This window comes from Halopiger goleimassiliensis (assembly GCF_000455345.1).
In the GTDB taxonomy this organism is placed as follows: domain Archaea; phylum Halobacteriota; class Halobacteria; order Halobacteriales; family Natrialbaceae; genus Halopiger_A; species Halopiger_A goleimassiliensis.
This window is the reverse complement of record NZ_HG315690.1, coordinates 1736862-1760945: the sequence shown is the minus strand read 5'-3', so window position 1 is coordinate 1760945 and position 24084 is coordinate 1736862. Positions and strand designations below refer to the sequence as shown.

General features: G+C 65.7%; 22 protein-coding genes and 1 pseudogene. 9 read left to right on the top strand and 14 right to left on the bottom strand.

Annotation, left to right across the window (positions count from 1 at the left end; translation table 11 throughout):
• Positions 1-189: 189 nt before the first annotated feature.
• The 3 genes from TX79_RS08635 to TX79_RS08625 all read right to left on the bottom strand — a co-directional run bounded on the left by TX79_RS08635 (position 190) and on the right by TX79_RS08625 (position 3200).
• A complete protein-coding gene (locus TX79_RS08635) occupies positions 190-603 on the bottom strand; it encodes a GIY-YIG nuclease family protein (RefSeq protein ID WP_049927052.1) in 414 nt (137 codons plus the stop codon).
• Between the two features lie 106 nt (positions 604-709).
• The gene (locus tag TX79_RS19275) at positions 710-2131 is read right to left on the bottom strand and encodes a hypothetical protein (RefSeq protein ID WP_154660483.1); all 1422 of its coding nucleotides are present in this window, start codon (positions 2129-2131) and stop codon (positions 710-712) included.
• 73 nt (positions 2132-2204) lie between these two features.
• Positions 2205-3200 carry an RAD55 family ATPase gene (locus tag TX79_RS08625; RefSeq protein WP_049927050.1) on the bottom strand — a complete coding sequence of 332 codons (996 nt, stop codon included), beginning with the start codon at positions 3198-3200 and terminating at the stop codon, positions 2205-2207.
• A 148-nt stretch (positions 3201-3348) separates the two neighbouring features.
• On the opposite strand from TX79_RS08625, the gene TX79_RS08620 reads away from it, so the two are divergent.
• Positions 3349-4407: an NAD(P)-dependent glycerol-1-phosphate dehydrogenase gene (locus tag TX79_RS08620; protein ID WP_049927049.1), complete on the top strand. Its 1059-nt coding sequence runs from the start codon at positions 3349-3351 to the stop codon at positions 4405-4407.
• 33 nt (positions 4408-4440) lie between these two features.
• Here TX79_RS08620 and TX79_RS08615 read toward each other — a convergent pair whose 3' ends face one another.
• From TX79_RS08615 to TX79_RS08605, 3 genes are all read right to left on the bottom strand, one after another.
• Positions 4441-5277, bottom strand: coding sequence for an ABC transporter permease (locus TX79_RS08615; RefSeq protein WP_049927048.1), 837 nt, complete (start codon positions 5275-5277; stop codon positions 4441-4443).
• Positions 5274-6245, bottom strand: coding sequence for an ABC transporter ATP-binding protein (locus TX79_RS08610; RefSeq protein ID WP_049927047.1), 972 nt, complete (start codon positions 6243-6245; stop codon positions 5274-5276). The genes TX79_RS08615 and TX79_RS08610 overlap by 4 nt, the downstream gene beginning before the upstream one ends.
• Positions 6246-6343: 98 nt before the next feature.
• A complete protein-coding gene (locus TX79_RS08605; RefSeq protein ID WP_049927046.1) occupies positions 6344-8176 on the bottom strand; it encodes a S9 family peptidase in 1833 nt (610 codons plus the stop codon).
• A gap of 261 nt (positions 8177-8437) precedes the next feature.
• On the opposite strand from TX79_RS08605, the gene TX79_RS08600 reads away from it, so the two are divergent.
• The 4 genes from TX79_RS08600 to TX79_RS08585 all read left to right on the top strand — a co-directional run bounded on the left by TX79_RS08600 (position 8438) and on the right by TX79_RS08585 (position 12059).
• Positions 8438-9265 (top strand): hypothetical protein, encoded by an 828-nt coding sequence (locus TX79_RS08600; RefSeq protein WP_049927045.1) that lies wholly within the window; start codon positions 8438-8440, stop codon positions 9263-9265.
• 363 nt (positions 9266-9628) lie between these two features.
• Positions 9629-10291, top strand: coding sequence for a hypothetical protein (locus TX79_RS08595; RefSeq protein WP_049927044.1), 663 nt, complete (start codon positions 9629-9631; stop codon positions 10289-10291).
• A gap of 184 nt (positions 10292-10475) precedes the next feature.
• A complete protein-coding gene (locus TX79_RS08590) occupies positions 10476-11537 on the top strand; it encodes a glycosyltransferase family 4 protein (protein WP_049927043.1) in 1062 nt (353 codons plus the stop codon).
• Positions 11538-11648: 111 nt separating this feature from the next.
• The gene (locus TX79_RS08585; protein WP_049927042.1) at positions 11649-12059 is read left to right on the top strand and encodes an HIT family protein; all 411 of its coding nucleotides are present in this window, start codon (positions 11649-11651) and stop codon (positions 12057-12059) included.
• On the opposite strand, the pseudogene TX79_RS08580 reads toward TX79_RS08585, so the two are convergent.
• Positions 12056-13318: pseudogene (locus TX79_RS08580) on the bottom strand (tryptophan synthase subunit beta). The gene TX79_RS08585 and the pseudogene TX79_RS08580 overlap by 4 nt on opposite strands.
• Positions 13319-13543: 225 nt before the next feature.
• On the opposite strand from TX79_RS08580, the gene TX79_RS08575 reads away from it, so the two are divergent.
• Positions 13544-14956, top strand: a complete 1413-nt coding sequence (locus TX79_RS08575) for a hypothetical protein (protein ID WP_049928330.1) — start codon at positions 13544-13546, stop codon at positions 14954-14956.
• A 38-nt stretch (positions 14957-14994) separates the two neighbouring features.
• Here TX79_RS08575 and TX79_RS08570 read toward each other — a convergent pair whose 3' ends face one another.
• The 6 genes from TX79_RS08570 to TX79_RS19645 form a co-directional block, all read right to left on the bottom strand.
• A complete protein-coding gene (locus TX79_RS08570; RefSeq protein ID WP_049927041.1) occupies positions 14995-15891 on the bottom strand; it encodes a phosphate ABC transporter ATP-binding protein in 897 nt (298 codons plus the stop codon).
• 42 nt (positions 15892-15933) lie between these two features.
• Positions 15934-16794 (bottom strand): PstA family ABC transporter permease, encoded by an 861-nt coding sequence (locus TX79_RS08565; protein ID WP_049927040.1) that lies wholly within the window; start codon positions 16792-16794, stop codon positions 15934-15936.
• Positions 16794-17735, bottom strand: a complete 942-nt coding sequence (gene pstC, locus TX79_RS08560; protein WP_049927039.1) for a phosphate ABC transporter permease subunit PstC — start codon at positions 17733-17735, stop codon at positions 16794-16796. Before pstC ends, TX79_RS08565 begins: the two co-directional genes overlap by 1 nt.
• An 8-nt stretch (positions 17736-17743) precedes the next feature.
• Positions 17744-18715, bottom strand: a complete 972-nt coding sequence (locus tag TX79_RS08555) for a PstS family phosphate ABC transporter substrate-binding protein (protein WP_049927038.1) — start codon at positions 18713-18715, stop codon at positions 17744-17746.
• 348 nt (positions 18716-19063) lie between these two features.
• Positions 19064-20047 (bottom strand): YeiH family protein, encoded by a 984-nt coding sequence (locus TX79_RS08550; protein ID WP_049927037.1) that lies wholly within the window; start codon positions 20045-20047, stop codon positions 19064-19066.
• A gap of 4 nt (positions 20048-20051) precedes the next feature.
• Positions 20052-20225, bottom strand: a complete 174-nt coding sequence (locus tag TX79_RS19645; protein ID WP_195892478.1) for a hypothetical protein — start codon at positions 20223-20225, stop codon at positions 20052-20054.
• 190 nt (positions 20226-20415) lie between these two features.
• On the opposite strand from TX79_RS19645, the gene TX79_RS08545 reads away from it, so the two are divergent.
• From TX79_RS08545 to TX79_RS08535, 3 genes are all read left to right on the top strand, one after another.
• A complete protein-coding gene (locus tag TX79_RS08545; RefSeq protein WP_049927036.1) occupies positions 20416-20604 on the top strand; it encodes a hypothetical protein in 189 nt (62 codons plus the stop codon).
• A 67-nt stretch (positions 20605-20671) separates the two neighbouring features.
• A complete protein-coding gene (locus tag TX79_RS08540; protein WP_049927035.1) occupies positions 20672-21949 on the top strand; it encodes an RNA-guided endonuclease TnpB family protein in 1278 nt (425 codons plus the stop codon).
• A complete protein-coding gene (locus tag TX79_RS08535) occupies positions 21924-22181 on the top strand; it encodes a DUF7553 family protein (RefSeq protein ID WP_049927034.1) in 258 nt (85 codons plus the stop codon). Before TX79_RS08540 ends, TX79_RS08535 begins: the two co-directional genes overlap by 26 nt.
• A 114-nt stretch (positions 22182-22295) precedes the next feature.
• Here the strand turns inward: TX79_RS08535 and TX79_RS08530 are convergent, their stop codons facing one another.
• Positions 22296-24011, bottom strand: coding sequence for an NADH-quinone oxidoreductase subunit D (locus TX79_RS08530; protein WP_049927033.1), 1716 nt, complete (start codon positions 24009-24011; stop codon positions 22296-22298).
• Positions 24012-24084: the final 73 nt, after the last annotated feature.

Genomic DNA, 24084 nt, shown 5'->3' with positions numbered 1-24084 from the left:
AGCGCGGCCGCCGGAAACAGTGCCATCGCGGCGAGGACGGCGACGAGGGCCGCCGCTCTTCAGTTCGTGTCGTCACGCTCTCGGTCACGGTACCGACGGGTTCGACGGACGGAGCGATGAACGCCCCACCGTCCGCTCGAACCAGGTCGCGACGCTCGATTTCGGGCTGCTCTACGCGATCGCCACCGTCTACGCGCCGTCGAGGACCCCACCGGCCTCGAGCGCGGCTTTGCGGACGGGTTCCGCTCCGGGCGTGGCGAGGAGGTGAGCCGTACAGTCGCAGTCGGAGGCCCCGAAGTCCGGGATGGGCTGGCCGGGAAGCCGATCGGCGAGTTCACACTCACGGTCGGCGTCCGGGAACCGGACGACCGACTCGAGGCGGGCGTCCGCGTGCCCGAGGAGGTAATCGACGTGCCAGTGGCGGGTGTCGCGCTCTCCGCAGGCGAGTTCGCGGTGGCGCTCGATGCGGCTGAAGCCGCCGGGGCCGAACGCGCTGCCGACGTAGGCGTACGCGCCGGCGTCGAACGAGCGGTCGTCGAGCGCACCCACTTCGATCGTCGTCGATCGGGAGAGTTCGATTACGAGGACGTACGTCCCGCCCATGGCGGTTCTGTGAGAGTCGGGCGTCAAAAACGACGACGATTCGCGACGGCGAACCGACCGGAAACCGTCGAGTCGGCGGTCGCGCGGCGACGGGCGGCAGTAGTCGTCAGTACTGGTCGTGGGGCGTCCCCTCGTCGCCCTCCTCGCCGTGATGGACGTGCCGCCGGTTGCTCATGTCCTCGTCGCTCTCCGGACCCTGCTGATCGCCGCGCTCGTGAGGCCCCTCCTGTCGACGGTCGCCCGACTGGTCGGTGCTGCTCTGGGTCCAGCTACCGGACTCGTCGCGGGGCTGTTGCTGGTCGTGCTCGAGCCCCCCGCCGGAGCGTTCCTGGGTGCGGACCTCGTCCCGGTCGGCGTGTCGTTGCTGGCCCAGTCCGCGGGACCCGCCGGACCGCTGTTGTCCGCCTCGGTTTTCCTCCTGCTGGCCGCGCATGCCTTGACTCCGCTGGTGGCGATCGCCCTGCCGGACGTCGGAGCGATCCTGTCCCTCGCTCCAGCGCTGTCGGGGCTCGCTCCCCTGGTTCTCGTCGCCGGACCGGCCCTGGTGTCGCTGGGCGGCCCCACCGCGGGTTTCGCGGCCGCTGATGCGCTGTGGGTCGCTGCCGCCGGTGCCCATCATCTCCGAGGCACCGGTGTCGAACCCTTCGCGGCTCTCGCCGTACGTGCCCTCCTGCTGGCCGCGGTGCTGGCGGCCTTGCTCGCGGCCGCCGCGTCGCTGCCCGTACTCGTCGCCGCCCTGACTCCGCTGGCCGCGGTTCCGCTGGCTACCCTGTCGCTGGCCGGTTCGTTCCTGGCGTTCCCTGTTCTGGATGCCCTCTCGACCCTGCTGACCTCGTCGACCCTGCTGTTCACGACGTCCCTGCCCGCCCTGCTGAGATTGATGGCCTTCGCGACCCTGCTGGCGGCGTTGCCCGCCTCGTCCCTGTCCTCGACCGCCTTGCTGGCTCTGGTCTCGCTGCTGGCTCCCCGTTCCGCCGGCACGTTGGCGCATCTCCTGAATGTCGGGCTCCGGTCGACCCGACTGCTGATACTCGTCGCGACGGGCACTCCCGCCGTACTCGAGGTTCGTCTGCTCCTGTGCGTTCGTGTGGAAGCCTTCCGAACCGGTGCCGTGGTGGCCTTCCGTTCCCTGTCGGTGCCCTCCGCCGCCACCGCGGTCACCGGTCTGTCGTCCGGCACCGGTCCGTCTCCGTCCCTGGTGGCGACCCTGGATGTCGTCGTCGCGCTGCCAGCCCGTATCGGGTTGCCCCTGGCTCCGTTGCCGGCGGTCGTCCTGGCCCTGTCCGGGTCCCTGCGCCCGGCGTCCTTCGCGTCGCGTCTCCGGTTGTCGATCCCGGTCCCGGTCCCGCGATCGGTCGCCCCGATCGTCGCGACTGAGCATGCCCCGGAGCCAGCCCCGATCGTTGTCGTCGTCGTCGCCGCGGTCGTTCCTGCCACGCTGTTCTCGCCGGTCGTCGTCGTATCGGTCGTTCATAGTGATCACCTGAAACGGATCGTTGACGCGCTGCTGGCCGTCGGCGTGCTGCATCGGGCGCTTCGCCGATGACGCGAATAAAAGCAGGGCGCGCGTTCGCTTGGTATCGACCGCGGATGAATCCGGGTCAGCGGCCGTGATCGACCGCTTGTGGATTCCTCGGCGGTCGCCGCCGATCTTCCGACCGCTCGACCGCGTACAGCCCGCGGACCGGTTCGTACTCGTAGGTGACCCACTGGGGGAGATACCGCGCGCCGATCAGTTTGCGGATGCCGAGTTGGGGATACCGTGCCGACGGCGAGTTCCAGTCCTGAAGGCGGAGGTCGACGATGCCGTCGAAGACGTACTCGTCACCGGGATAGCTCGTTTCGCCTGCCGTCGTCGCGCCCGCGACGATGGGGACGTAGCTGGCCTTACACACCGTCGCCCGCACGTCCTTGATGAAGTTGTGAACCAGTTCGTCCTGGACCAGCGCCGAGAGTTCGTCCAGCGAGTCGATCGTCACCAGCCCCGTCTCGCTCATCTCGACATCCTCGAGCGCGCCGTGGAGGCTGTTCGCGACGGCCCGGACGTCGCTCGGTTCGGACACCTCGACGATGGCGTCGGCGGCAGCCTCGCCGAGGAAGGTCGCCCACTCGGCGCGTCGCTCGAGGTACTGATCGCGGTCCGCCAGTCGGTGGGTGAAACAATCCAGGACGCGCAGTCGGTCGGACTCGAGGGCCGGCAGTACGTTCCAGCCGTTCTCGAAGAACCGCTCGAGGGCCGCGATCGGCGGATTCGCGTAACAGACGAGAACGGCGGGTTCGCCCCGCTCGAGCGCGCGCCAGACGAGTTCGGTGAGCAACTCGTCGCGACGCGTCCCCTCGTCGCCGGAGACCAGCAGGAACGAATCCGCCGGGATCCCGTCCGGAACGAGCGAGTCGAGCGGTTCGATCCCGGTCCCGATGCGCTTGTACGCTCCGGGATCTGGCAGCGTCTCGTCGTCCTCGGCGGCCTCGAGACACGCCGTCGAACAGAACTGCCCGTCGTCGCTCTCCTCGGGATCGCCGGGGATCGGATAGTGGCAGTAGTCACACTCGAGGGGCTGGGCCGTCGATCGGTTCGGTCGTGCGGACTCCGTCATCGACACGGCGTACCACGACCGGACAAATGAAGCCCCATCCGGAGTCTGCAGTGGGGCCTCGGCGAGGGTCGACCGGCTCGAACTCGGCTCGAGTCGGGGGAACGATCGGAGAAAAACACGTAAACGTGCTGGCTGAGACAGGTGAGGTATGTTCCAGAAGTCGACGTGGATCCGACTGCCACGAAACGTCGTCGTGGGGCACGACGTCCGCGATCGGGTCGTCGACGTCGTCGACGACCTCCACCTGCAGGGGCGGCCGCTCATCGTCACGAGTCCGACGCCCCGGGCGGTCGCGGCCGATCCGATCGCCGACGACTTCGCGGCGACCGGCATCGACCCGGCGATGGTCACGGTCGAGACGGCGACGTTCGAGTCCGTCGAACGCGTGATCGAGGTAGCCGAGGCCGAGGATCCCTCCTACCTGATCGGCGTCGGCGGCGGAAAGGCGATCGACATCGCCAAGATGGCGAGCGATCACCTCGAACTCGGCTTCCTCTCGGTGCCGACGGCCGCGAGCCACGACGGCATCGTCAGCAATCGCGGCTCGGTGCCGGACGGCGACACCCGTCACAGCGTCGCCGCCGAACCGCCGCTCGCGGTGATCGCGGACACGGGCCTGCTGGCGGAAGCCCCCTGGGAGCTGACGACCGCCGGCTGTGCCGACATCATCTCGAACTACACCGCGGTGATGGACTGGCGACTGGCGAAGCGACTGAAGGACGTCGAGTACTCCGAGTACGCCGCGGCGCTCTCGGAGATGACCGCCGAGATCCTCGTGGACAACGCCGACCTCATCCGGCCCGGCCTCGAGGAATCGGCCTGGGTCGTCACCAAGGCGCTGATGTCCTCCGGCGTCGCGATGAGCATCGCCGACTCCTCGCGCCCGGCAAGTGGAGCCGAACACCTCTTCTCCCACCAGCTGGACCGGCTCGCGCCCGACGCGGCGCTGCACGGCCACCAGGTCGGCGTCGGCTCGATCATGACCGCCTACCTCCACGGCGGCGAAAACGGAGTCTGGCGGGACATACGCGACGCGCTCGACAGCATCGACGCGCCGACGACCGCCGACGAGCTCGGGATCGACGACGAAACCGTTCTCGAGGCGCTGACGACCTGTCACGAGATCCGCGACCGTTACACCATCCTGGGCGACGGGATGAACGAGCGGGCAGCGCGGGAGGTGGCGACGAAAACGGGCGTGATCTGAAAAGACGGGTAGAGAGCCGAGCCGTCGACTCGCTCAGCCTAGATCGGCCCGGTTGAACCACCACAGACCGAGCGCGATCGGCACGACGAGCCAAGCGATTAGGATGGTGAAGGCGACTTCGGGCGCGAGGTAGGACGGGCCCGAGGGGTCCGCGTTTACCATGAACGCCTCGACGTCGCTCGGCAGGACGAGCGGGAAGGATTTTCTGAAGGCGATCGTCGGACTGAGCATGCGGATGAACTCGAACAGGTGATCGGAGAGCCCCAGCCCGAGCCGACCGTTCAGCACGTGCTTGAGCCCGGCGATGATCGAAAAGGAAGGAATGATCATCAGTAGGTTACTGAGGAAGTAGAACCCGATCGAGCCAGCCATCGCCCGCGATCGCGACCCCGTCGCCGCGGAGATACCGATTGCGACCGAGACGTACGCCAGCGTAAGGAGTACGGTCAGGCCGGCGACGCCGGCGAAGACGGTCGGTTCGAGCGATGGGTACCACAGCACCGCCATCACCGCCCCCACACCGAACGCAACGAGGATCACGCTGGCACCGACGGCCCCGCGGGAGAGGTACTTTCCGAGGACGACGTCCCGTCGCGTGTTCGGAAGCGAGAGCAGGTACCTGATACTCCCCGACTCCCGCTCGCCGGCGATCGCGAGATACACCATCATGAGCGCGATGATCGGAATAAACAGCAGTCCGACGCTGGTGAGGTTCATCAACTGATAGACGACGTTCGGTTCCCCCGGTCCGCTCTGTCCGAGGTAGAAGAGAAACACCACGAGCAACGCGTACAGACCACTGACGATCCAGACGCTCTTCGACCGTCGGACGTCGAGGAAGTCCTTTTTCGCCACGGAGCGAACGCTCATGCCGACACCTCCGTCTCGACTTCGGCGAGATCGGCGTCGGCGTCACCCTTACCCAACTGCTCGTCGGTCGTGTAGGTGTTAAACAGCCGTTCGAGGGAGGTATCCTCGGAGACGATGTCGAGGACGGTCGTCGCCGCACCGACCTGAGTCACGACGTCGTACTTGACGGGCGTCGTAGCACAGGCGACAGTGATCGTCGATCCGTCGACGGTTACCGAGTGGACGCCCTCGTGGTTCTCGAGGTCGGCCACGAGCGCGTCGGGAACGTGCTCGACGTCTAGCGAGATCGAGGCGTCGAGGTCGAGGTTCTCCCGCAGCGCGTCGAGGGTCCCGGTCGCGACGAGTCGCCCGTCGTTCATGATCCCGACGCGGTCACAGACCGCCTCGACCTCGCCGAGAATGTGGCTCGAGAAGAACACGGTCGTGCCGCGGTCGGCTTCGGCGGTGATGATCTCGCGCATTTCCTGCATCCCCGTGGGGTCGAGCCCGGAGGACGGTTCGTCGAGGATCAGGAGATCGGGATCCCCCACCAGCGCCATCGCGAACCCGAGCCGCTGGGCCATCCCCGTCGAGTAGCCGCCGGCCGATCGTGCCGCGGCCTCGGGTTCGAGGCCGACTCGCTCGAGGAGTTCGTCAGTATCGTCGTCGCTGCCTTTGTTGTCGATGACCCATTCGAGGTGTTCGCGGCCGGTCAGCCGTTCGTACAACGTCGCGCCTTCGGGGAGGACACCGATGCGCGAGCGGATCGCTTTCGGCTCTCGCTGGACGTCGTGACCGAGCACCGTCGCGGAACCCTCGGTCGGGCGAACGAAATCGAGCAACAGGTTGATCGTCGTCGACTTGCCGGCTCCGTTGGGACCGAGGAAGCCGAACACCTCTCCCTCTTCGACGGTCAGGTCGAGGTCGTTGACGGCAACGACGTTCTCGCCGTATCGTTTGGTCAGGGCGGTCGTTTCGATAGCGGGCATACGTGGGGTAGCCCTGCCGCCGTAAATGTAAGCCTTTCTAAAATTATGCCATAGAAATGGTTGTCAACTGATACCGAGTCGACGGCGGTCGGGGTCGATCAGACGTGTTCGTCGAGGAAGTCGGCGATTTCGGAGTAAGCCTCGATGCGGTTCTCGAGTTTCGAGAAGCCGTGGCCCTCGTCGTCGAAGATCAGTTTGCGGACGGGGACGCCCTGCTGTTCGGCCTTTTCGGCGATCTGCTCGGCCTCGCCGACCGGGACTCGCGGATCGTTTGCGCCGTGGAGGACGAACAGCGGGGCCTCGATGTTCTCGATGTTGTTCGTCGGCGAGATCCCCTCTAAGAACTCGCGATCGTCGGCCAGCGAGCCGTACTCGGCTTCGCGGAGTTCACGACGCCAGTCGCCGGTGTTCTCGAGGAAGGTGACGAAGTTGGCGATGCCGACGACGTCGACGCCGGCTGCCCAGAGGTCGGGGTACTCGGTCAGCGCCGCCAGCACCATGAATCCGCCGTAGGAGCCCCCCTTGGCGGCGATCCGGTCGGGGTCGACGGCGGGGTGGTTCCGCAGCCACTCGACGCAGGCCTCGATGTCGGCGACGGAGTCCATCCGGTTCTCGACGTCGTCAAGCGCGGCGTAATCGGCCCCGTAGCCCGCGGAGCCGCGCACGTTCGGCTCGAAGTAGGCGTAGCCCCGGTCGAGGAAGTACTGCTTGACGCTCGAGAACGACGGCCGACGCTGGCTCTCGGGGCCGCCGTGGATGTCGACGATGACCGGGACGCCCCCGTCGCCTTCGTCGGCATCGTGGGCGTCCTCGGGGAGCGTGAGAAAGCCAGGCACCTCGAGGCCATCGAAGCTCTCGACGTGGACGAGGTCGGACTCGTCGAACGATTCGGGTGGGATGCCCGCCGTGGGTGCGTCCGTCCACCGTTCGACCGCGCCGGTTTCGACGTCGACGACGAAGACGTTCGTGTTGACCGTATCGCCGGTCGTCGACAGGGCGAACCGCTCGGCGTTCGGGTCGAAGCTCACGCCGCCGGAGACCCCGCCCGGCAGGTCGGGTTCGGGGAACGTCTCGAATTCGGTCGGCTCGTCGGCGTCGAACTCGCCGACTGTGAGGTCGGTGTACCCCTCGACGTTCCGCGAGAAGACGAACCGCCCGGTCTCGTCGTCCAGCGCGATGCCGTCGACGTTCCAGCCGTCGCCGTCGGAGACGGTCTCGAGTTCGCGGGTTTCCAGATCGAGGTATGCCAGATACAGGGTGTCGGCGTCTCCCTCGTCGGTCACGAGGTACACTCCCTCCCCGTCGGGAGCCCAACTGGCGCTCTGGTAGCGCACGTCGCCCTCGTGGGGCGTCAGGTGCTCGAGGTCGGGGTCGTCGGCTGCGAGATCGAGCACGAAGAGGTCCTGGTCGAAGTTGGAGTACGACTGGGTGACCAGCAGGCGGGAGTCGTCGGGACTCCAGCCCGAGAGCGAAAGCCAGCCGTCGCCCTCGTAGACGAGTTCGGCCTCGTCCCCGGTTTCGTCGCGACCCTGGACGTAGATGTCGAAGACGGACTCGTCGCGTCGATTCGAGGCGAACGCGAAGCGGTCGCCGTCGTGGCTCCAGCCGCCCCAGCGGTGTTTGGCGTCCGGTTTGGCGGTCAGGTTGGTAATCTCGCCCGTCTCGGCCTCGAGCCGGTAGAGCTGTGCGCGCTCGTTGCCGCCCTCGTCCATCCCGAAGATCAACTCGGGTCGTTCGGGTGACCAAGACGCAAAGGTGACCCGCTCCTCGAAGAAGGTCCGCTGTGTCGGCCAGGCCCGTGGTTCGGACAGCGTCCAGACCTGTGCCGTCCCCGTCGTGTCCATCAGAAACGAGAGTCGTTCGCCGTCGGGACCGAACGAGGCCCCGTAGGCGCTTCGAATGTTGAGATAGCGTTCGATGTCGTAGGCCATACCCGACTACACCGGTTACCCGCCGGTAGTCGTTTTGGTTCCGGAAGCCCTGCTTCCCGATCGGTCGATACCTGACGGCGTGTTGGGTTTTGCCGATAGTCCGAGCCTACACGAGCACGCATCTCCCGCGACAGATACCAGCACGCTTCGTCCCGAGTTACCGTCTACAGTCCGCTCGGTGTCCTTTCGGCACCCGTAGCCCCTGCCTCGAGTCCTCATCGGGACGATTAACAAAGGCCCCGGGACGGCTCCTTCGGCCCGATGACAGCCGATGGTGGAACCGAGTACGGCTCGAGCTGGGTCATCGTGACAGTCCTGATCGTGCTCGTGGCGTTCGGGACGACCATCGCCGCCGTGGGACTGGGGCTCGGTACCGGCGACGGGACCACCGAGACGGTCGAGTCCGACGACGTGACCGGGTTCGAGGCGACCGGCTCAAGCGGGCCTGGTGAACCCGCAAACGACACGGACGACGACGAGTCGGACGGTGACGACGGGGACGGCACGAGTGGGGACTCGAGCGACGGGAGTGGAGCCGACGAGTCCTCCGAAACCGATGAATCTGTCGCCACTGACGACGAAGACGATGGGGGCGAATCGGACGACGATGGCGATGACGACGATGTGGACGAAGACGAAGGTGACGATGACGAGGAGGATGAAGACGAAGACGAAGGTGACGATGAAGATGAAGGAGACGATGACGAAGATGAGGATGAGGATGATGAAGACGACGGAGGCGATGACGAAGATGAGGATGAGGATGATGAAGACGACGGAGGCGATGACGATTCAGACGACGAATCTGACGACGGCAATGAAACGGACGAGGACGACGCTGCGGAAGCAGAGGACGGTGAGAACGAATCCGACGACGGGGACGAGGAAGATACCAACGAGGACGAACCGGAAGACGACGAGGATGACGACGAACTCGAGACCGGCGAAAGCGACGATGCACCCACCGGCGAGGGCGACACCGACGACGCGCTCGAGGATGCATCCGGCGACGCAACGGAGGACGATGCGGACCTCCTCGACCGGATCAACTCCTTTCTCGAGGACGTCCTGACGATCGGCGACGACTGACGATCAGAAGTTCCGGTCGGCCGTCAGTGAGTGTCCTTCGGTTCCCAGTCACTCAGTCGGGGCTCGTTCCGGACGCGCGGATCGGAGTAATCCACGGCAACGTCGGTACGTGATGGCGTTCGATCGGGGTGTGGGCGGTACCGACCGGGCGAAGCGATGGACGCGGGGCTAACCCGTTGCAGTGGCCGGATCTTCGGCGCGGCGGCGACTGTTTCAGCGGCCACAATCCGAAATTGACGGGCCGTTTACTCCGTTCAACGGTAAGTCGTGAGAACCCTCGCATCGCCGGAAGGCCTCGGCTGTGGAAATGCGGTTGTCTGTCGACCATAACAAAGGGCACCTCCCGCGTCGAGTACTGTCACGATGGGGGACCCAACGAACCAGCACCAGGGCCAGGAGAGGTCGATCGGCCGACGCTCGAAACCGATCGTGATCGCCGCAGTAGCCGTGGTCGTCGCCGTCGGAATGACGGCGGCGTCGGCTGGCGCTGGGACGGGACAGGCGACCGATCCGGACGAGGAGGGCGTCACGATAGCCGACTACTGCACGAACGAATCGGGACTGTTACTCGCTACGAACCCGACCGCGGAGCCGGTCGATCTCGACGTGACGTGGGAGGGGGACCTGTCGGGGCTGTCAGTTGAGAGCGACCTCCCGACTGGACTCCAGACCGTGAGCGAGACGAACCAGACGGAGACGGGCACGCAACAGACGATTCGGACCACGGTGACCGTCTCCGTCCCGGCCAACGAATCCGTCGCCGTCGCGGGTCTCCACGACGGGACGTACGACCTGGAAGCGACCAGCGACGGAACGGACGCTCCGGTCAACCAGTCGGAAGTGACCCTCGACTGTGAAGACGACGCAGACGAGGACGGGACGACGGACCTCGTCGTTACGCTCGTCGACGACGAGGCTGCGCTCGAGGTCAGCGACGAGGCCGAGAAGAACGCCGATGACAGGACGGCCGGCGGTGACGAGACGAGCGCCGATCACCACGACGAACAGGTCGACGACGAGGGCTGATCGAACCCCGGCCTACTGGGGTGAAACTCGGTTCGTGAGCGTAGTTCGGGGTGGATTGATCCCAGCATAGCCGCTGGACTGACTCCAGAGCGCTCGAGAGAACCGTATCGGTCCGACGACAGATCGCCGGTCCGAACTGGCCGAAAGAAGTGATTTTTTATTCTGGCGCTGCGTTCCGCGACGTATGCGCATCGCGTTCGTCTCGTTCGAGACGGTCCACCACACGGACTCCGAGACGAACCAACGATTGCACACGGTTCTCGAACTCCTCCACGAGCAGGGCCACGAGATCCACGTCTTCTGTGCACGGTTCTGGGACGGCGACCACCGAACCTTCGAGCACGAGGGGATCACCTACCACGGCCTCTCGGGAAGCCTCGAGGCCAGACGCTCGTTTCTCGTCCGCCTGCCCGTCGCCATCGCCGGGACGAGTCCGGACGTAATTCACGCCCGTGCCACCCCGCCGACGCAGGTCCTGTGGGCGCGCCTCGCCGGGACGATCACCCGGGTGCCGCTCGTCCTCGAGTGGTACGGCGACGGCGGCGTCTCGGACGGCTGGTGGACGCGTCGTGCCGGCAAGTGGGCCGATCGGATCGTGGTCCCGTCGGAACTGGTCGCGACCTGGGTGCGCGAACTCGGGGTCGGCGCGGACGCCATCGACGTGTGCCCGAATCCGATCGACGTCGACCTCGTCCAGTCGGTCGAGCCCGGCGAGCCCGTCGACGTGGTTTACGCCCGACGGCTCGACGCGGACGCGAACCTCGAGAGCCTCTTTCTGGCGCTGGCTGAGTTCCGGACCCGCGACTGGACGGCGACGGTGATCGGCGACGGCCCGGAACGCGGCGCGTACGAACGACTGGCCAGCGACCTGCGGATCGAGGATCGAATCACCTTCGTCGGGGATTGCTCGCTCGAGGAACGAATCGCCGCCTACCGCGGCGCACACGTCTTCGTCCAGACCGCGGAACACTGCGTCTTCCCCACGGAGATGCTGTGGGCGCTCGCCTCGGGGTGCGTCGGCGTCGTCGAGTACCACGTCGAGTCCAGCGCCCACGAACTCGTCGAGGGGTGGGACCGCGGCTTTCGGACCACCAGCGAGGAGGAACTCGGCGACGCCATCCTCGAGGCCGGCGACCTCGAGCGCCGCGACTACGACGAGCGGTTCGCCGAGTACGACGAATCCGTCGTTCGCGATGCGTATCTAACGACCTATCGGACGCTGCAGGAATCTTCGGGCCTGCTGTGAGATCGCTTGTCCGACGAGTGACCGGGAGGCTCGTCCCCAGTTGTATCGCTGGTTGTAGCGGCAATTCGAACGCAGAGATAGCTATTTAGTGATTCGATCGAACGTTGACATATGGACGACGACTGTGCGTTCTGTCGGATCGCGGCAGGGGATCGATCGGCCCACGTTCTGTACGAGGACGAGCGAACGATCGCGTTTCTCGATCATCAGCCTGCGGAGGCTGGACACACGCTGGTCGTACCGCGGACGCACGTGGAGGGAGTGTTGACCGGCGAGGACGAGACCGGAACCGCCGTCTTCGACACCGTTCGGACCGTCGCCGCGGGTCTCGAGTCGGTCCTCGAGCCGGACGGCTTCAGCGTCTTTCACACGACCGGACCGCTCGTGGGGACGGTCGAACACGCCCACGTCCACCTCGTGCCGCGGTTCACCGACGACGACGTCTCGCTGTCGCTGCCCCGCAAGCAACTCGTCGAGGACGAGGTGGCGGCGCTGACTGACGACGTGCGCGAGGCCATCTAGAGGTCGAACTTCGACGCGGCGGTCTCCATGTCCTTGTCGCCTCGGCCCGAGAGGTTGACGAGGATCGTCTCGTGCTCGTCGTCCTCGGCCAACTGGATCGCGCGGGCGACGGCGTGACTGGACTCGAGCGCGGGGATGATCCCTTCGGTCTCGCTGAGTTCGCGGAACGCGGCCAGCGCCTCGTCGTCGGTGACCCCGGTGTACTCACAGCGACCCACGGCCCGGAACATCGCGTGCTCGGGGCCGACGCCGGGGTAGTCCAGTCCCGCCGAGACGGAGTGTACGTCGACGTCGTCGTCGATCACGCGAGTTTTCATCCCGTGGATGACGTCCTCCGTGCCGGCCGACAGCGGCGCGGCGTGCTCGCTCGAGTCGGGCCCCTTGCCGCCACCCTCGGCACCGTAGAACGCCACGTCGTCGTCGCGGAACGCGTGAAAGAGTCCGATCGCGTTCGACCCGCCGCCGACGCAGGCGACCGCGGCGTCGGGCAACTCGCCCGTCCGTTCCTGGAACTGCTCGCGGGCCTCTTCCCCGATGACCGACTGGAAGTCACGGACCATCCGCGGGAAGGGATCGGGGCCGACGACGCTGCCCACGAGATAGTGGGTGTCGTCGACGTTCTCGACGAAGTCCTCGAGCGCGGTCATCAGACTACGTCTGATGGGCCGTCAGAACGCGCGCGTTCTGACGACGGCGTCGACGGCGTCGGCCAGGCCCTCGTCGTCCTCAGAAACCTCCGGTTTCTGATGGGCTGCGGAAGACTCCTCTGGAGTCTTCCGAACGCCGCGGGTGACCTCGTTGACGTCTGCACCCATCAGTCGCATCCGGAAGACGTTCATCTCCTGGCGCTGGACGTCCTTCTTCCCCATGTAGATCTCCGTCTCGAGGCCGAGCAACGCGCCGACCATCGCCGTCGCGACGCCGTGTTGCCCCGCGCCGGTCTCGGTGATGAGACGGTCCCGGCCGGCGCGCTTGGCGAGCAGCGCCTGCCCGAGACAGTTGTTGATCTTGTGTGCGCCGCCGTGGAGCAGGTCCTCGCGCTTGAGGTAGATCTCCGCGTCGTACCGGTCGCTCAGGTTGGCCGCGTAGTACAGCGGCGTCGGTCGGCCGGCAAAGGACTCGAGCAGGTCGCGGAACTCGGACTGGAACGCCTCCGTGGCGGCGACCTCGTCGTAGGCGGCCGCGAGCTGGTCGAGGGGCTCCTCGAGCGGTTCCGGAACGTGTCTCCCACCGTAACCCTCGAACTCTCCGTCGGACATACGTTGCGTTGAGGTACCGACGAGATAAAGCCGTTCCGTCCCCGTCGGGCGGAGTGATCGAGACTCCCCGACAACGGTCATTGCCGGCCCGCGTCTTATCCCCCTGAACGTGGAAGTGCGAGTCGACAGACCGATGGCTGCGGTTCTCGTTCGTTCCCGACGGCAGTTCAATAGACGCGATCGCTCACTGTGGCGGCTCGAACCGGGGGTGACGACGGCGTCGGCATGAGAGCCTCGAGCCTGCTCTCGAGCGGGGAATCCGCCCCGCCGGGAATGCCGAACTTCGATTCGACGACCGTCTTCGTCCGCGCGGCGTCCAGCTACCTCCACGGGGAGGAGTTTCCGGCCCTCGGGATGATCGACCCGCGACTGACGCCGCTCGCCGAACGGGTCAATCACCTCCCGCGCGCGGCTCGCACGACGATGTACACCACCGGCGGCGCGAACGAGGGCGTCTCGCCCGACGACCTCGGCGACGTCGACGTCGAACGCTTCCGGGAGTGGGTCGTCGACCGGTACCCGACGCGGGGGTATCCCGCCGTCGTCGTCGGCTCGAGTAACGGCGCGGCCGTCTACCTCGCGGCGTTGCTCGGGATTCCGTGGCTGCCCCAGACCTTCCTGGTGCCAGTCCGCCGGGACTGCCACCCGGACGACGTCCGTCGGGACGCCCGGTGGGGGGCCGCTCACGCGGAGCCGTTCCTCGAGGCCAACCCCGAGGTGTCGCTCCACCAGATGCACGACCCCAACCAGGACCGGCTGATGGTCCGCAAACTGGCGTACTTCCGCACCAAGTCGCGGACGCTGGGACCGGCCTACGAGGAGTTCATAGAGAGCGTCCTCGAGCCCGGGGGAACGATCGTCACCCTCGAGTGTGGCTACGACTGGCCCGCGATCGACCTCGGGGAACGCCACAGCTTCCAGGTGGGCGGTCTCGGCGGCCTCGCCCCCGAAGAGTACTACGAGGGCGGCGAGCGGGTCGCCGACTTCCTCGAGCGACAGGACGCGGACGTCCGCGAGTGGGACGTTGCCGAGCCGGACGGCCGAATCCCGGAGGCCGAGTGGGGGTTCGAGCCCGCGTTGCTGGACGACGTCGATCGGTTCGCCGAGGAGCACAATCACGAGGTCCGTCGGCTCCGATTCGACGACCCCCGCGAGTTGAGCCCGTTCGTCGCCGACCGCTACCGGGAGCGGTACGCGGCCCGCGACCGGCCGGTCGAGCGACTGCTCGTCCAGTCGTTCGCCCTGGTCGAACCCTGGTGGACGATCCGCACCGGGTCGGTCCCCTACTGGTCGGCGTTCAACACCGAGTCCGACGTCGCGTTCCTCGAGCAGTACCTCGACCGAACGGACCCCTACGACGAGATCCGGGCGACGCTGTTCTCCCACGGCGTCGAGTCGGCGGGCCTGGCGTCGGCGGATCGCTGGCGGGAGGTCCTCGAGCATGCTCGAGACGGCCACGGGTTCGTCGGCGTCGACGCGAGCGAGTTCCCCTACGACGTGGAAACCCACGTCCGCTACCACGCGGACCTCCCGGAGGCGATCGACGCCCGCCATCCGCACCTCCCACCGATGGCGTTCCACCGGTTCGACGAGCGAGCGACGGAGACGGCGTCGGAGTACGGCCTCGAGTGGACGTGAGACGACGAGCGAGGAGGGAGGCGACCGAAAATAGGGTGTTACCGACCTGTCGAGATAGGATCGGACTCCACGGATTCGGCGTGGGAGTCGTCGGCGTCGGATTCACCGTCCGGCGTATCGTCGTCTGTTTCGCCGTCCGGGGTCTCGGCGGCGTCGTAATCGACGACCGTCTCGCCCTCGACGAAGCGCTTGGTCCGTTCGTTCTCGGGGTTCTCGAAGAACGACTGCGTGTCGTTTTTCTCGACGAGTTCGCCGAGATAGAGGAAGACCACCTCGTCGGCGATTCGCCTCGCCTGGTCCATGCTGTGTGTGACCATGACGATCGTGTACTCCGCCTTGAGATCGACCAGCGTCTTCTCGACCTGTTCGGCCGAGACGGGATCGAGCGCCGACGTCACCTCGTCACACAGCAACACGTCGGGTTCGACGGCCAGCGAGCGGGCGAGACAGAGCCGCTGGATCTGTCCGGTCGAGAGTTCCGCGCCGGGCGTATCGAGTCTGTCTTTCACCTCGTCCCAGAGGTTGACCCTCCGGAGGTAGGTCTCGACGAGATCGTCCAGTTCGTCTTTGCTCGCGTAATCGCCGTGGATCTTCACGCCGTAGGCGACGTTCTCGTAGATCGACAGCGGCAACGCGGTCGGCGTCTGTGGGACGTAGCCGATCCGACGGCGGATCTCCGGCGCTGGCTCTTCGGTGTCGTAGATCGGCTGGTCGCCGAGGTAGACGTCGCCCTCGATCTCGACGTTGGGCTGGATCTCGTGGAGCCGGTTCAGCGACTTCAGCAGCGTCGACTTCCCACAGCCCGAGGGACCGATGATGGCCGTCAGCTGGTTCTCCGGGAACTCGAGCGAGACGCCTTTCAACGCCTCGACGTCGTCGTTTCCGGTGTACGTTACGCTGAGATCGTCCGTGGTGAGTGCTGGCTCGGTTGTCATGGGTGTCGTCCTCCTTGTGTCATGGGTGTCGTCCGTCTCGTGTCACGAGTTCCGACCTCCAGGCGCGTATCGTGCGTAGCGTCCGGCCAGGAGCTTGGAGACGCCGATCAACGCGAGCACGGCGACGATCAGCAGGAACGACGCCGCGTACGCCTGAGCCACCAGTTCGTCGTTCGGCGACGTCGCGTTCTCGTAGATGAGGATCGGCAGCGTCGTCGCACCGTCCGTGGGCAGGATAGGGACGTTCGTACTCCGGCCGGCGGTGAACAGGACGGTAGCAGCGTCGCCGATCCCGCGGGCGAAGCCCATGATGATGCCGGCGACGACGCCCGGAAGCGCCGAGCGAACCGTCATCCGCGCGGTTTCGAACCTGGTCGAGCCGAGGCCGTACGAGGCCTCCTTCACCGTATCCGGCGCGGATCGCAACGCCTCGTCCGTGTACCGGGTCATGATCGGATACTGGAAGATCGCGATCGCGATGGCCCCGAACAGTACGCTCTGTCGTGCCCCCACCGCGAAGATGATGGTGAGGACGAAGACGCCGTAAACGATCGGGGGCGTCCCCCACAGGACGTTGAGGAACATGTTCGCGAGGTCCGAAAACCGCTCGCTCGAGTAGTCGCTCTGGAGGTACACTGCCGTCGAGACGGCGAGTATCGACGAGACGATCGTCGCCGGAACCACGATGTAAATGCTCCCGACGATAGCGTGGAGGAACCCACCCTCCGCCCGGAGAACGTACTGGGTGCCCGGTGGCGTGACGACGACGGACGGGTCCGTGATCAGGATGCGCGCGCCCCTGAGGATCGTCACGCCGACGACGAACAGCATGACGCCGACGACGAGCGCGGTCGCGCCGCGGGCGAGGTAGCCGACGAGGCGCTGTTTGGTGTAGCGGTCCATCAGTACTGCCACCTCCGCTGGAGTCGCCGTCGAACGAGCATGGCGCTGAAGTTGAACAGCCAGACGACGACGAGCAGCATGACGCCGACGAAGATCAGCGCCGACTGGGTCAGCGGGAGGGTCATCAGTTCGCCGAAGTCGTTGACGATCAGTGTCGGCAGGGTCTGACCCGTCGCGAACGGCGAGTCGGGGATGTGCGTCTGGCTCCCGATGAGCATCGCGGGCACGATCGTCGCCCCGAAGACCCGCCCGAATCCGAGCAGGATCGCCGAGAAGATCCCCGGCCCCGCGGCCCGGAGCAGCACCGTCCGGATCGTCTCCCACTTGGTCGCGCCGACGCCCAGCGAGGTCTCACGCAGTTCGTCCGGCAGCGCCTCGAGCGACTCGACGGACAGCGAGATCATAAACGGCGTGACGATGATCGACATCACCAGGCTGACGGTGAAGATCCCCTGTCCGGTGGCGCTCGAGCCGAACGCCGGCGCGAGATAGTCGCCGACGAACGGGACCACGACGAGCAGGGCGACCAGCCCGAAGATGACGCTCGGGATAGCCGCGAGTACGTCGATGAACGTCCCGACGATCGTCTTCGTTCGGCCCTCGGCGTACTCGGCGAGGTAGATCGCCGTGAGGATCGCAATCGGCGTCCCCATGAGCATCGTGAGGACGCTCACGTACACCGTACCGACGATCGCGGGCAGGAATCCGAACTGGTTTTCGGCGGGGTGCCAGTTCGACGACGTCACCATCTGGACGACCGAGAACTCCCGCAACAGCGGCAGCGACTGGTAGACCATCGTCGCGACGATCAGCACGAATATTCCGATCGCGAAATAGCCGGCGACCGTGAACCAGACGCTGCTGACCCGATCGCGTCGCAGTCGCTTCGCGAGGCGGCTCCGAACTCGTTTCGAATCGGTCGATTCCGTCGATTCCGCCATCGTTCAGTTCAGTGTGCCTCCTCGAGTCGTTGCTGTGCCTCCTCGAGGCGGTCCTCCTCGAGGGGCACGTAGCCGCTCTCGCGGACGTGTTCCTGTCCCTCCGTCAGGACCCACTCGACGAAGTCGTAGGCCTCGTCATCGAACTGGTCGTTCGCGGCGAGAAACATCTCCCGTGCCGGCGGGAACGGATACTTCCCCGCTTCGACCGCGTCGAGGAACTGCTCGCGGTCGTCGTAGAAGTCCTCCTCCTCGGAGAGGCCGGTGCCGTCCTGGTCCAGCGGGACGGGTCGGAGCGCCCCCTCGAGTTCGCCGCTGTCGTCGTAGACGTAGTTGATGTTGTTCAGCGAGATAGCGTTCTCTTCGTTGGCGATCGCCTGCTGGACCGCCGAGTCGCCATCGTGGTTGCCGTCCGAGAGGCCCTCCAGTTCGTTCTCGGAGTGGGCGTCGTCCTCCCCGCCGAGGAAATCGCCCCACTGCTTGTACGCGGCGGAGGTGTCCGATCGGCCGTAAACGACGATCTCCTCGTCGACGTCGACGTCGTCGTAGACCTCGCCCCAGTTTTCGATCTCCCTCGTGAAGATCGCCTCCAGGGTTTCGCGAGTCATTCCGCGTTCCTGAATCTCGTCGATGATCGGGTTCGCCTCGTTGATCGAGCCGACGACGGTGTCGATGAGCATCGGGACGGCGAACAGTCCCCTGTCGATCTCTTCGTCGAACGGATCGCGGCCCATCATCGCGATGTCGACCTGATCCTCGAGCACCTCGGAGACGCCGACGCCGGTTCCGCCGCCGTTGATGTCGAACGTCACGTCGTGTTCCGATTCGTAGATGTCCGCCCAGTTTTCGACCGCCATTCGCGGGCCAACCCCGCCGGAGATGTCGATAGTAGTGCCGGAGCCGGAGGTACAGCCAGCCAACGCAGCAACCGATCCGCTACCAAGAAGTCCGAGTACAGATCGTCGCGAGTAGTCTCGTTCCATGCCTACCCCGTCGTACCGGCTAACCACTTGTATGACCTCTCTACCCAGCAATTCTCGAGTGTAGAATCCGATGTCAGCAAAACTTACGACCGCGTGCGTGTCGTTCACGCCCGCGAACGTCTCTCTCGGCGATCCTCCGATTTCCATCGGGAACGAGCATTGATGGCGGCGAACGGCTCGAGGTCCGTACCGCGAAATCCGCGGCGTGAGTCACGCCGAACACCGTACCCGGCCGATTCTCACGAGTGACCGTCTCGAGTCGTCTCGAGTCGGATCTCGAACCGACCGTTGCCACGTATGTTGCCGGATCCTCACACGGTACCACGAAGTCGTTTCCGGTCGTTCCGGTCAGAACAACAGGAGAAGCAGTGAAAGCGAGAGCGTGCTACTCACGAAGAGGGCGAGGAGGACGACGACGGCGGGCGTGATCCCGGCAGCACGGAGGTTCTCGAGGCGGATCTCGGTGCCGAGACCGACGAACGCGAGGACGAACAGCCAGTTATAGGCGTTCTCGATGGCGATCTGCTGGGCCGGGGAGAGGACGCCCGCGCTGGCGACGAGAGCCAGCGCGAGAAAGCCGAGGACGAACTTCGGGAATTCGTCCCAGAGCGTCCGGAGAGAGGGACGACCCCCGCCGGCCGACCGGGCGTAGTAACTCGCGTAGACGAGGACGACGACGCCGATGAGGGCGTTACGCGAGAGCTTCGTCATCGTCGCCCACTGGCCGGCGACCTCCGAGTGGGCGAAGCCGACGGCGACGACGGGCCCCGTCGAGAACATGCTGACGCCGGCCCAGGTACCGAAGATCGTCCCCGAGAGGTCCAGCAGGTCGCCGACGATCGGATAGACGACGATCGTGAGCGCGTCGAACAGCAACACCGTCCCGGCCGCGTAGGCGATCTGGTCCTCGCGTGCCCGAATCGAACCAGCGACGGCGACCACCGCCGAGACGCCACAGATGCTCGCCCCGGCCGCGAGCAGCGATCCCATCCGGTCGGCCAGGGCGAACACGTTCCGCGCGAGGAGTTCGACGACCAACAGCGTCGTCGCGGTCACGCCGACGACGACCAGCAAGACGCGCCCGCCGACCGAGAGGACGGTCTCGAGCGAGATGGAGCCACCCATGAGCACGATCCCCGCGCCCAGCCACAGCTTGTGGGTCGCGATGCCGGGCTCGAGGCGCTCGGGGATTCCGACGACGTTCGTCGCGACGACGCCGAGTGCGATCGCGAGCAGGAGGGAATTGACGCCGACCGCATCGGCGACCCCCCGCGTGAGAAGTGCACCAATCGAAAGCGCGACCAAGCCGGGCAGCAGTCGACGGTTCTGCATCGCGTCACCAGGGAATCGGAACGTCGAGGAGACCGACGAGCCCGAGGATCGTCGCCCCGACGAGGACGCTCTGGCAGTCACGCTCGAGGCCCCGCCAGCGATCCGCGACGCCACCGAGGAGTAGCCGCCAGCGATCCGTCACGCCATCGATGGGTGGCCGCCAGCCATCGCTCGACATGGTCCGGACTCGAGTGACGGTCGCAGTTAACTGTTGTCGATTCCGTCGCAGATAGATGCAATTCTGTCCGGCTTCTACGACGGAGAGTGTGTCGTCCCGGAGACAAGTGGCGAGTTTCGCCGTTTCGGTCGCGGGTCGGGTGCCGTATTCAGGGGCCGCTCACTTCCGCGTTCGGCCCGTGGATCGACGTATGAGTGCCGACGATTCGTCCCCCGACGAGCACCTCAAACGCGTGCGCGAACGGCTCCAGGCGGCGACCGAGTCCGCGGACCGACCGATCGATACCCAGTTGAACTCGATCACCGCGGGCGTCTACAGGCGGAACAGGCCGAGTGCCTCGGGGCTTGACCCCGAGGGTGAAGGCCGTACGCTCGGGTGAGTGCTTTACTTTCACCGTGGATGGCTGACATTCAAGCACGGCGCACTACTACTCTGGGACGAGGCAGATGACCGATGCACAGGCGCTCGTGAAGACGCTGGATTTCCAACTGAACATCCAGAGTGACAACGAGAGTCTGCTGTACGACGCCACGCTCGAATCGCGGTGGGCGTACAACGAAACCATCCGTCTTGCCAAGCAAGGCGTGGACTGGGATGAAATCCCCGACCGCGTGGCCGACGACGCCGCTCTCGTGAAAAACACCACACAGCGAGTCGTTGCGAAAGCACTCGGCGCGATGGAGAACTACCACGAGCACGATGACTTCGGCCTGCCGAGTCACACCAAAGACGGCACGTACCCGCTTCGAGCCAACTACGAGGAAGGCTACAACCTCACGCTCTGTGACGACGGCACTATCGAGTTCCGCATCAGTGCCAAACCGTACAAGCACGTCACAGGAGTGTTGGAGGGCGATGACACCCATCTTGACATTCTGCGGGCCGCACTCGCTGGCGACGAGTGGATCATTGGAACTGCAGAAGCCCTGTTCCATGATGGAACGCCCGAGTTGCACATCACCGTCACGAATACCGAGCGTCCCGTCCGAGAGAAACAGGACTCTCGGACGGTCATCGGCGTGGACGTGAACGAAGACAACGTGGCACTGTCGGCGCTGTCAGCAGATGGCGTCGAGGACACGCTGGTCATCCAGTTCCCCGAAATCAAGTTCGAGCGTCACCGCTACTTCACGATGCGAAAGCGGGTGCAGAACGCCCAGAAACCGAGTATACACGACACGCTGGAAGGACGGGAAGAGCGGTTCGTCCGTGACCGACTCCACAAGGTGAGCCGCCACATCGTGGCGTGGAGCCACCAGTTCGAGAAACCGTGCATCGTCTTTGAAGACCTCAAGGAGATGCGCGACAGTATCGACTACGGTACGCGGATGAACCGACGCTTGCACCACTTGCCGTTCCGTACACTCCAAGACTACGCCTCGTACAAAGCCGCTTTCGAGGGCGTGCCAACGGCGTGGATTAACCCAGAATACACGAGTCAGCAGTGTCCGATGTGTGGACACACGGAGCGAGCGAACCGCAACAAAAAGCGGTTCAAGTGTCGGTCGTGCCAGCATCAGGACCACGCCGACCGAAGTGCGAGCGTCAACATCGCCGTGAAAGGCATCGAGAAGCATCAAGACTGGACTGTGCCTGCTCTCAACAGCCTTCCCCAAGTGCGGACGGTGCGACGGCAGGCATCGGGGGCCGTGGACGCCCCGACCGTGACCTCGGATACCGCGAGAGGGCATCATCCCGATGATATCCGAGGCGTGTCCGACTAATCCACGGGAAGCCTCGGGGCTTGACCCCGAGGCGGTTCACGAGGAACAGGACGGCGACCTGACCCAGCGCGACCCGGATCCGAAGGCCGACCGGATCGAGCAACTGGCCGAGAAACTCGACGGACTGGCCGACGAAGCCTCGGGCGAGACCGTCGACCACATCGAGGCGGCCCGCGATCACTGCATCGCCTACCTCGCGGAGGGCGGCGACGGCGTGGCCGACGACAGGTAACCGGGGCTCGAGCGGCGAGTCGCCGGCCCGAACCAGGCCGACGTCTTCGAGCCGACACGATCGGTCACGAGAACGAAGCGAACCGACCGTTCTCGCGACGGGTCCGGAAACTGTCTACCGGTCGACGCTCCCGAGGACGATGTCCAGGCTGCCCAGCGAGGCGATCAGGTCGGGGACGTACTCGCCTTCGGCCATCTCGGGCAGCGCCGAGAGGTTGTGGTAACAGGGGCTGCGGATCTTGAACCGGGCCGGCGAGTTCGAGCCGTCGGAACGGACGTAGATGCCGAGTTCGCCCTTCGCGATTTCGACCGCGCGGTAGGTTTCGACGCCCGCGTCGGGTTTGAGCGTCCGCGGGACGTTGCTCTGGACGGTGCGCTCGGATTCGGGCCAGTCCTCGAGCAGGTCGAGACACTGCTGGACGATCTTCGCGGACTCCTCGATCTCCTCCATGCGGACGAGGACGCGCGCGTGGTTGTCACAGCCGTCCCGCGTGACGACGTCCCAGTCGAGGTGTTCGTAGTAGCCGTAGGGATCGTCGCGTCGCAGGTCGTAGTCGATGCCCGACGCGCGGGCGACCGGACCCGTACAGCCGTAGGATTTGGCTACCTCGGGCTCGAGGACGCCGGTGTCGACCGTTCGCAGGCGGAAGATCTCGTTGGTGACGACGAGGTCGTGGTACTCGTCGAGTTTCGCGGGGAGTTCGTCGAGGAAGTCCCGCGTTTTCTCGATGAACTCCTCGCGGGGTTCGGGCAGGTCCCAGGCGACCCCGCCCAGCCGGAAGTAGTAGAACATCATCCGCTGGCCGGTCAGGTCCTCCATGATGTCCTGGACGACCTCGCGGTCGCGGAAGGCATATTGGAAGATGGCGGTGAACTCCCCGTAGACGTCCAGCGCGAACGTTCCCAGCGCGAGGAAGTGGCCGAGCATCCGCGCGAGTTCGGTCGACATCGTCCGCAGCACCTGGGCGTACGGCGGGACCTCGATGTCCGCGATGTCCTCGATCGCACGAGCGACGGCCCACTCGTTGGGCAGGTTCGAGGTGTAGTCCCACCGATCGGCGTAGGGGATGATCTGGTGGCGGTAGGTGCCGTTCTGGCACATCTGCTCCTCGCAGCGGTGGAGATAACCCACGTCGGGGTCGACGTCGGCGACCGTCTCGCCGTCGAGGATCGTCTTCAGGTGCAACACGCCGTGGGTCGCCGGGTGGTGTGGGCCGATGTTGAGCAACATCGTGTCCGACTCCGGTACGGGCTCGTCGGCGTCCGGGTCGGCCTCCACGCGTCGATCCGGCTCGAGCGGGTTCCGGTGTTCGGCGAATTCGACGATCTGGGGTTTCTGCTGGTCGTAGTCGAGCGCGAGCGGGTGGCCCTGCCAGGAGTCGGGCAGCAGGATCCGCCGGAGGTCCGGGTGGCCCTCGTACTCGATGCCGACCAGATCGTAGGCCTCGCGCTCGTGCCAGTCCGCGGTCCGATAGACGGGTTCTGCGCTTTGACAGACCGGGTCGTCCTGTGGGAGCTGAACGACCAGCGTCACCTCGTGCTGGCGTTGATCGTACTTCGTCAGGTGGAGGATCGACTCGTAGCGGTCCTCGTACTCCTGTGGGGTGATACACGAGAGGTGATCGAACCCCGACTCCTCGCGCAACAGCGTCAGCACCTCCTGGACGTCGTCCGGCCGGATGACGAACGCCGGGGCGTTCTCGTGGTCGTCCCGAGCGAGCGCGTAGTCCGCCAGCAGCGACTCGAGTTCCGCCTCGTCGACGCTGTCCTCCCGCCGGTGGTCGTACTCCGGATCGATGCTCGGCCGTTCGCGTTGCGGTGTTTCACTCATGGGTTCGCTCAGAACGGGCGCGTTTCGCCTCCCTACATCCCTCCCCGAAAAGAGGGTTGGCCCGGAACCTGCC

Coding starts and splice junctions, on each gene's coding strand:
- TX79_RS19275 (WP_154660483.1), bottom strand. CDS start 2,131: ATGCAGCACGCCGACGGCCAGCAGCGCGTCAACGATCCGTTTCAGGTG.
- TX79_RS19645 (WP_195892478.1), bottom strand. CDS start 20,225: ATGTCGAGCGATGGCTGGCGGCCACCCATCGATGGCGTGACGGATCGC.
- TX79_RS08530 (WP_049927033.1), bottom strand. CDS start 24,011: ATGAGTGAAACACCGCAACGCGAACGGCCGAGCATCGATCCGGAGTAC.
- TX79_RS08635 (WP_049927052.1), bottom strand. CDS start 603: ATGGGCGGGACGTACGTCCTCGTAATCGAACTCTCCCGATCGACGACG.
- TX79_RS08550 (WP_049927037.1), bottom strand. CDS start 20,047: ATGCAGAACCGTCGACTGCTGCCCGGCTTGGTCGCGCTTTCGATTGGT.
- TX79_RS08615 (WP_049927048.1), bottom strand. CDS start 5,277: ATGAGCGTTCGCTCCGTGGCGAAAAAGGACTTCCTCGACGTCCGACGG.
- TX79_RS08575 (WP_049928330.1), top strand. CDS start 13,544: ATGAGAGCCTCGAGCCTGCTCTCGAGCGGGGAATCCGCCCCGCCGGGA.
- TX79_RS08600 (WP_049927045.1), top strand. CDS start 8,438: ATGACAGCCGATGGTGGAACCGAGTACGGCTCGAGCTGGGTCATCGTG.
- TX79_RS08590 (WP_049927043.1), top strand. CDS start 10,476: ATGCGCATCGCGTTCGTCTCGTTCGAGACGGTCCACCACACGGACTCC.
- TX79_RS08605 (WP_049927046.1), bottom strand. CDS start 8,176: ATGGCCTACGACATCGAACGCTATCTCAACATTCGAAGCGCCTACGGG.
- TX79_RS08555 (WP_049927038.1), bottom strand. CDS start 18,715: ATGGAACGAGACTACTCGCGACGATCTGTACTCGGACTTCTTGGTAGC.
- TX79_RS08620 (WP_049927049.1), top strand. CDS start 3,349: ATGTTCCAGAAGTCGACGTGGATCCGACTGCCACGAAACGTCGTCGTG.
- TX79_RS08545 (WP_049927036.1), top strand. CDS start 20,416: ATGAGTGCCGACGATTCGTCCCCCGACGAGCACCTCAAACGCGTGCGC.
- TX79_RS08610 (WP_049927047.1), bottom strand. CDS start 6,245: ATGCCCGCTATCGAAACGACCGCCCTGACCAAACGATACGGCGAGAAC.
- TX79_RS08595 (WP_049927044.1), top strand. CDS start 9,629: ATGGGGGACCCAACGAACCAGCACCAGGGCCAGGAGAGGTCGATCGGC.
- TX79_RS08540 (WP_049927035.1), top strand. CDS start 20,672: ATGACCGATGCACAGGCGCTCGTGAAGACGCTGGATTTCCAACTGAAC.
- TX79_RS08535 (WP_049927034.1), top strand. CDS start 21,924: ATGATATCCGAGGCGTGTCCGACTAATCCACGGGAAGCCTCGGGGCTT.
- TX79_RS08570 (WP_049927041.1), bottom strand. CDS start 15,891: ATGACAACCGAGCCAGCACTCACCACGGACGATCTCAGCGTAACGTAC.
- TX79_RS08585 (WP_049927042.1), top strand. CDS start 11,649: ATGGACGACGACTGTGCGTTCTGTCGGATCGCGGCAGGGGATCGATCG.
- TX79_RS08565 (WP_049927040.1), bottom strand. CDS start 16,794: ATGGACCGCTACACCAAACAGCGCCTCGTCGGCTACCTCGCCCGCGGC.
- TX79_RS08625 (WP_049927050.1), bottom strand. CDS start 3,200: ATGACGGAGTCCGCACGACCGAACCGATCGACGGCCCAGCCCCTCGAG.
- pstC (WP_049927039.1), bottom strand. CDS start 17,735: ATGGCGGAATCGACGGAATCGACCGATTCGAAACGAGTTCGGAGCCGC.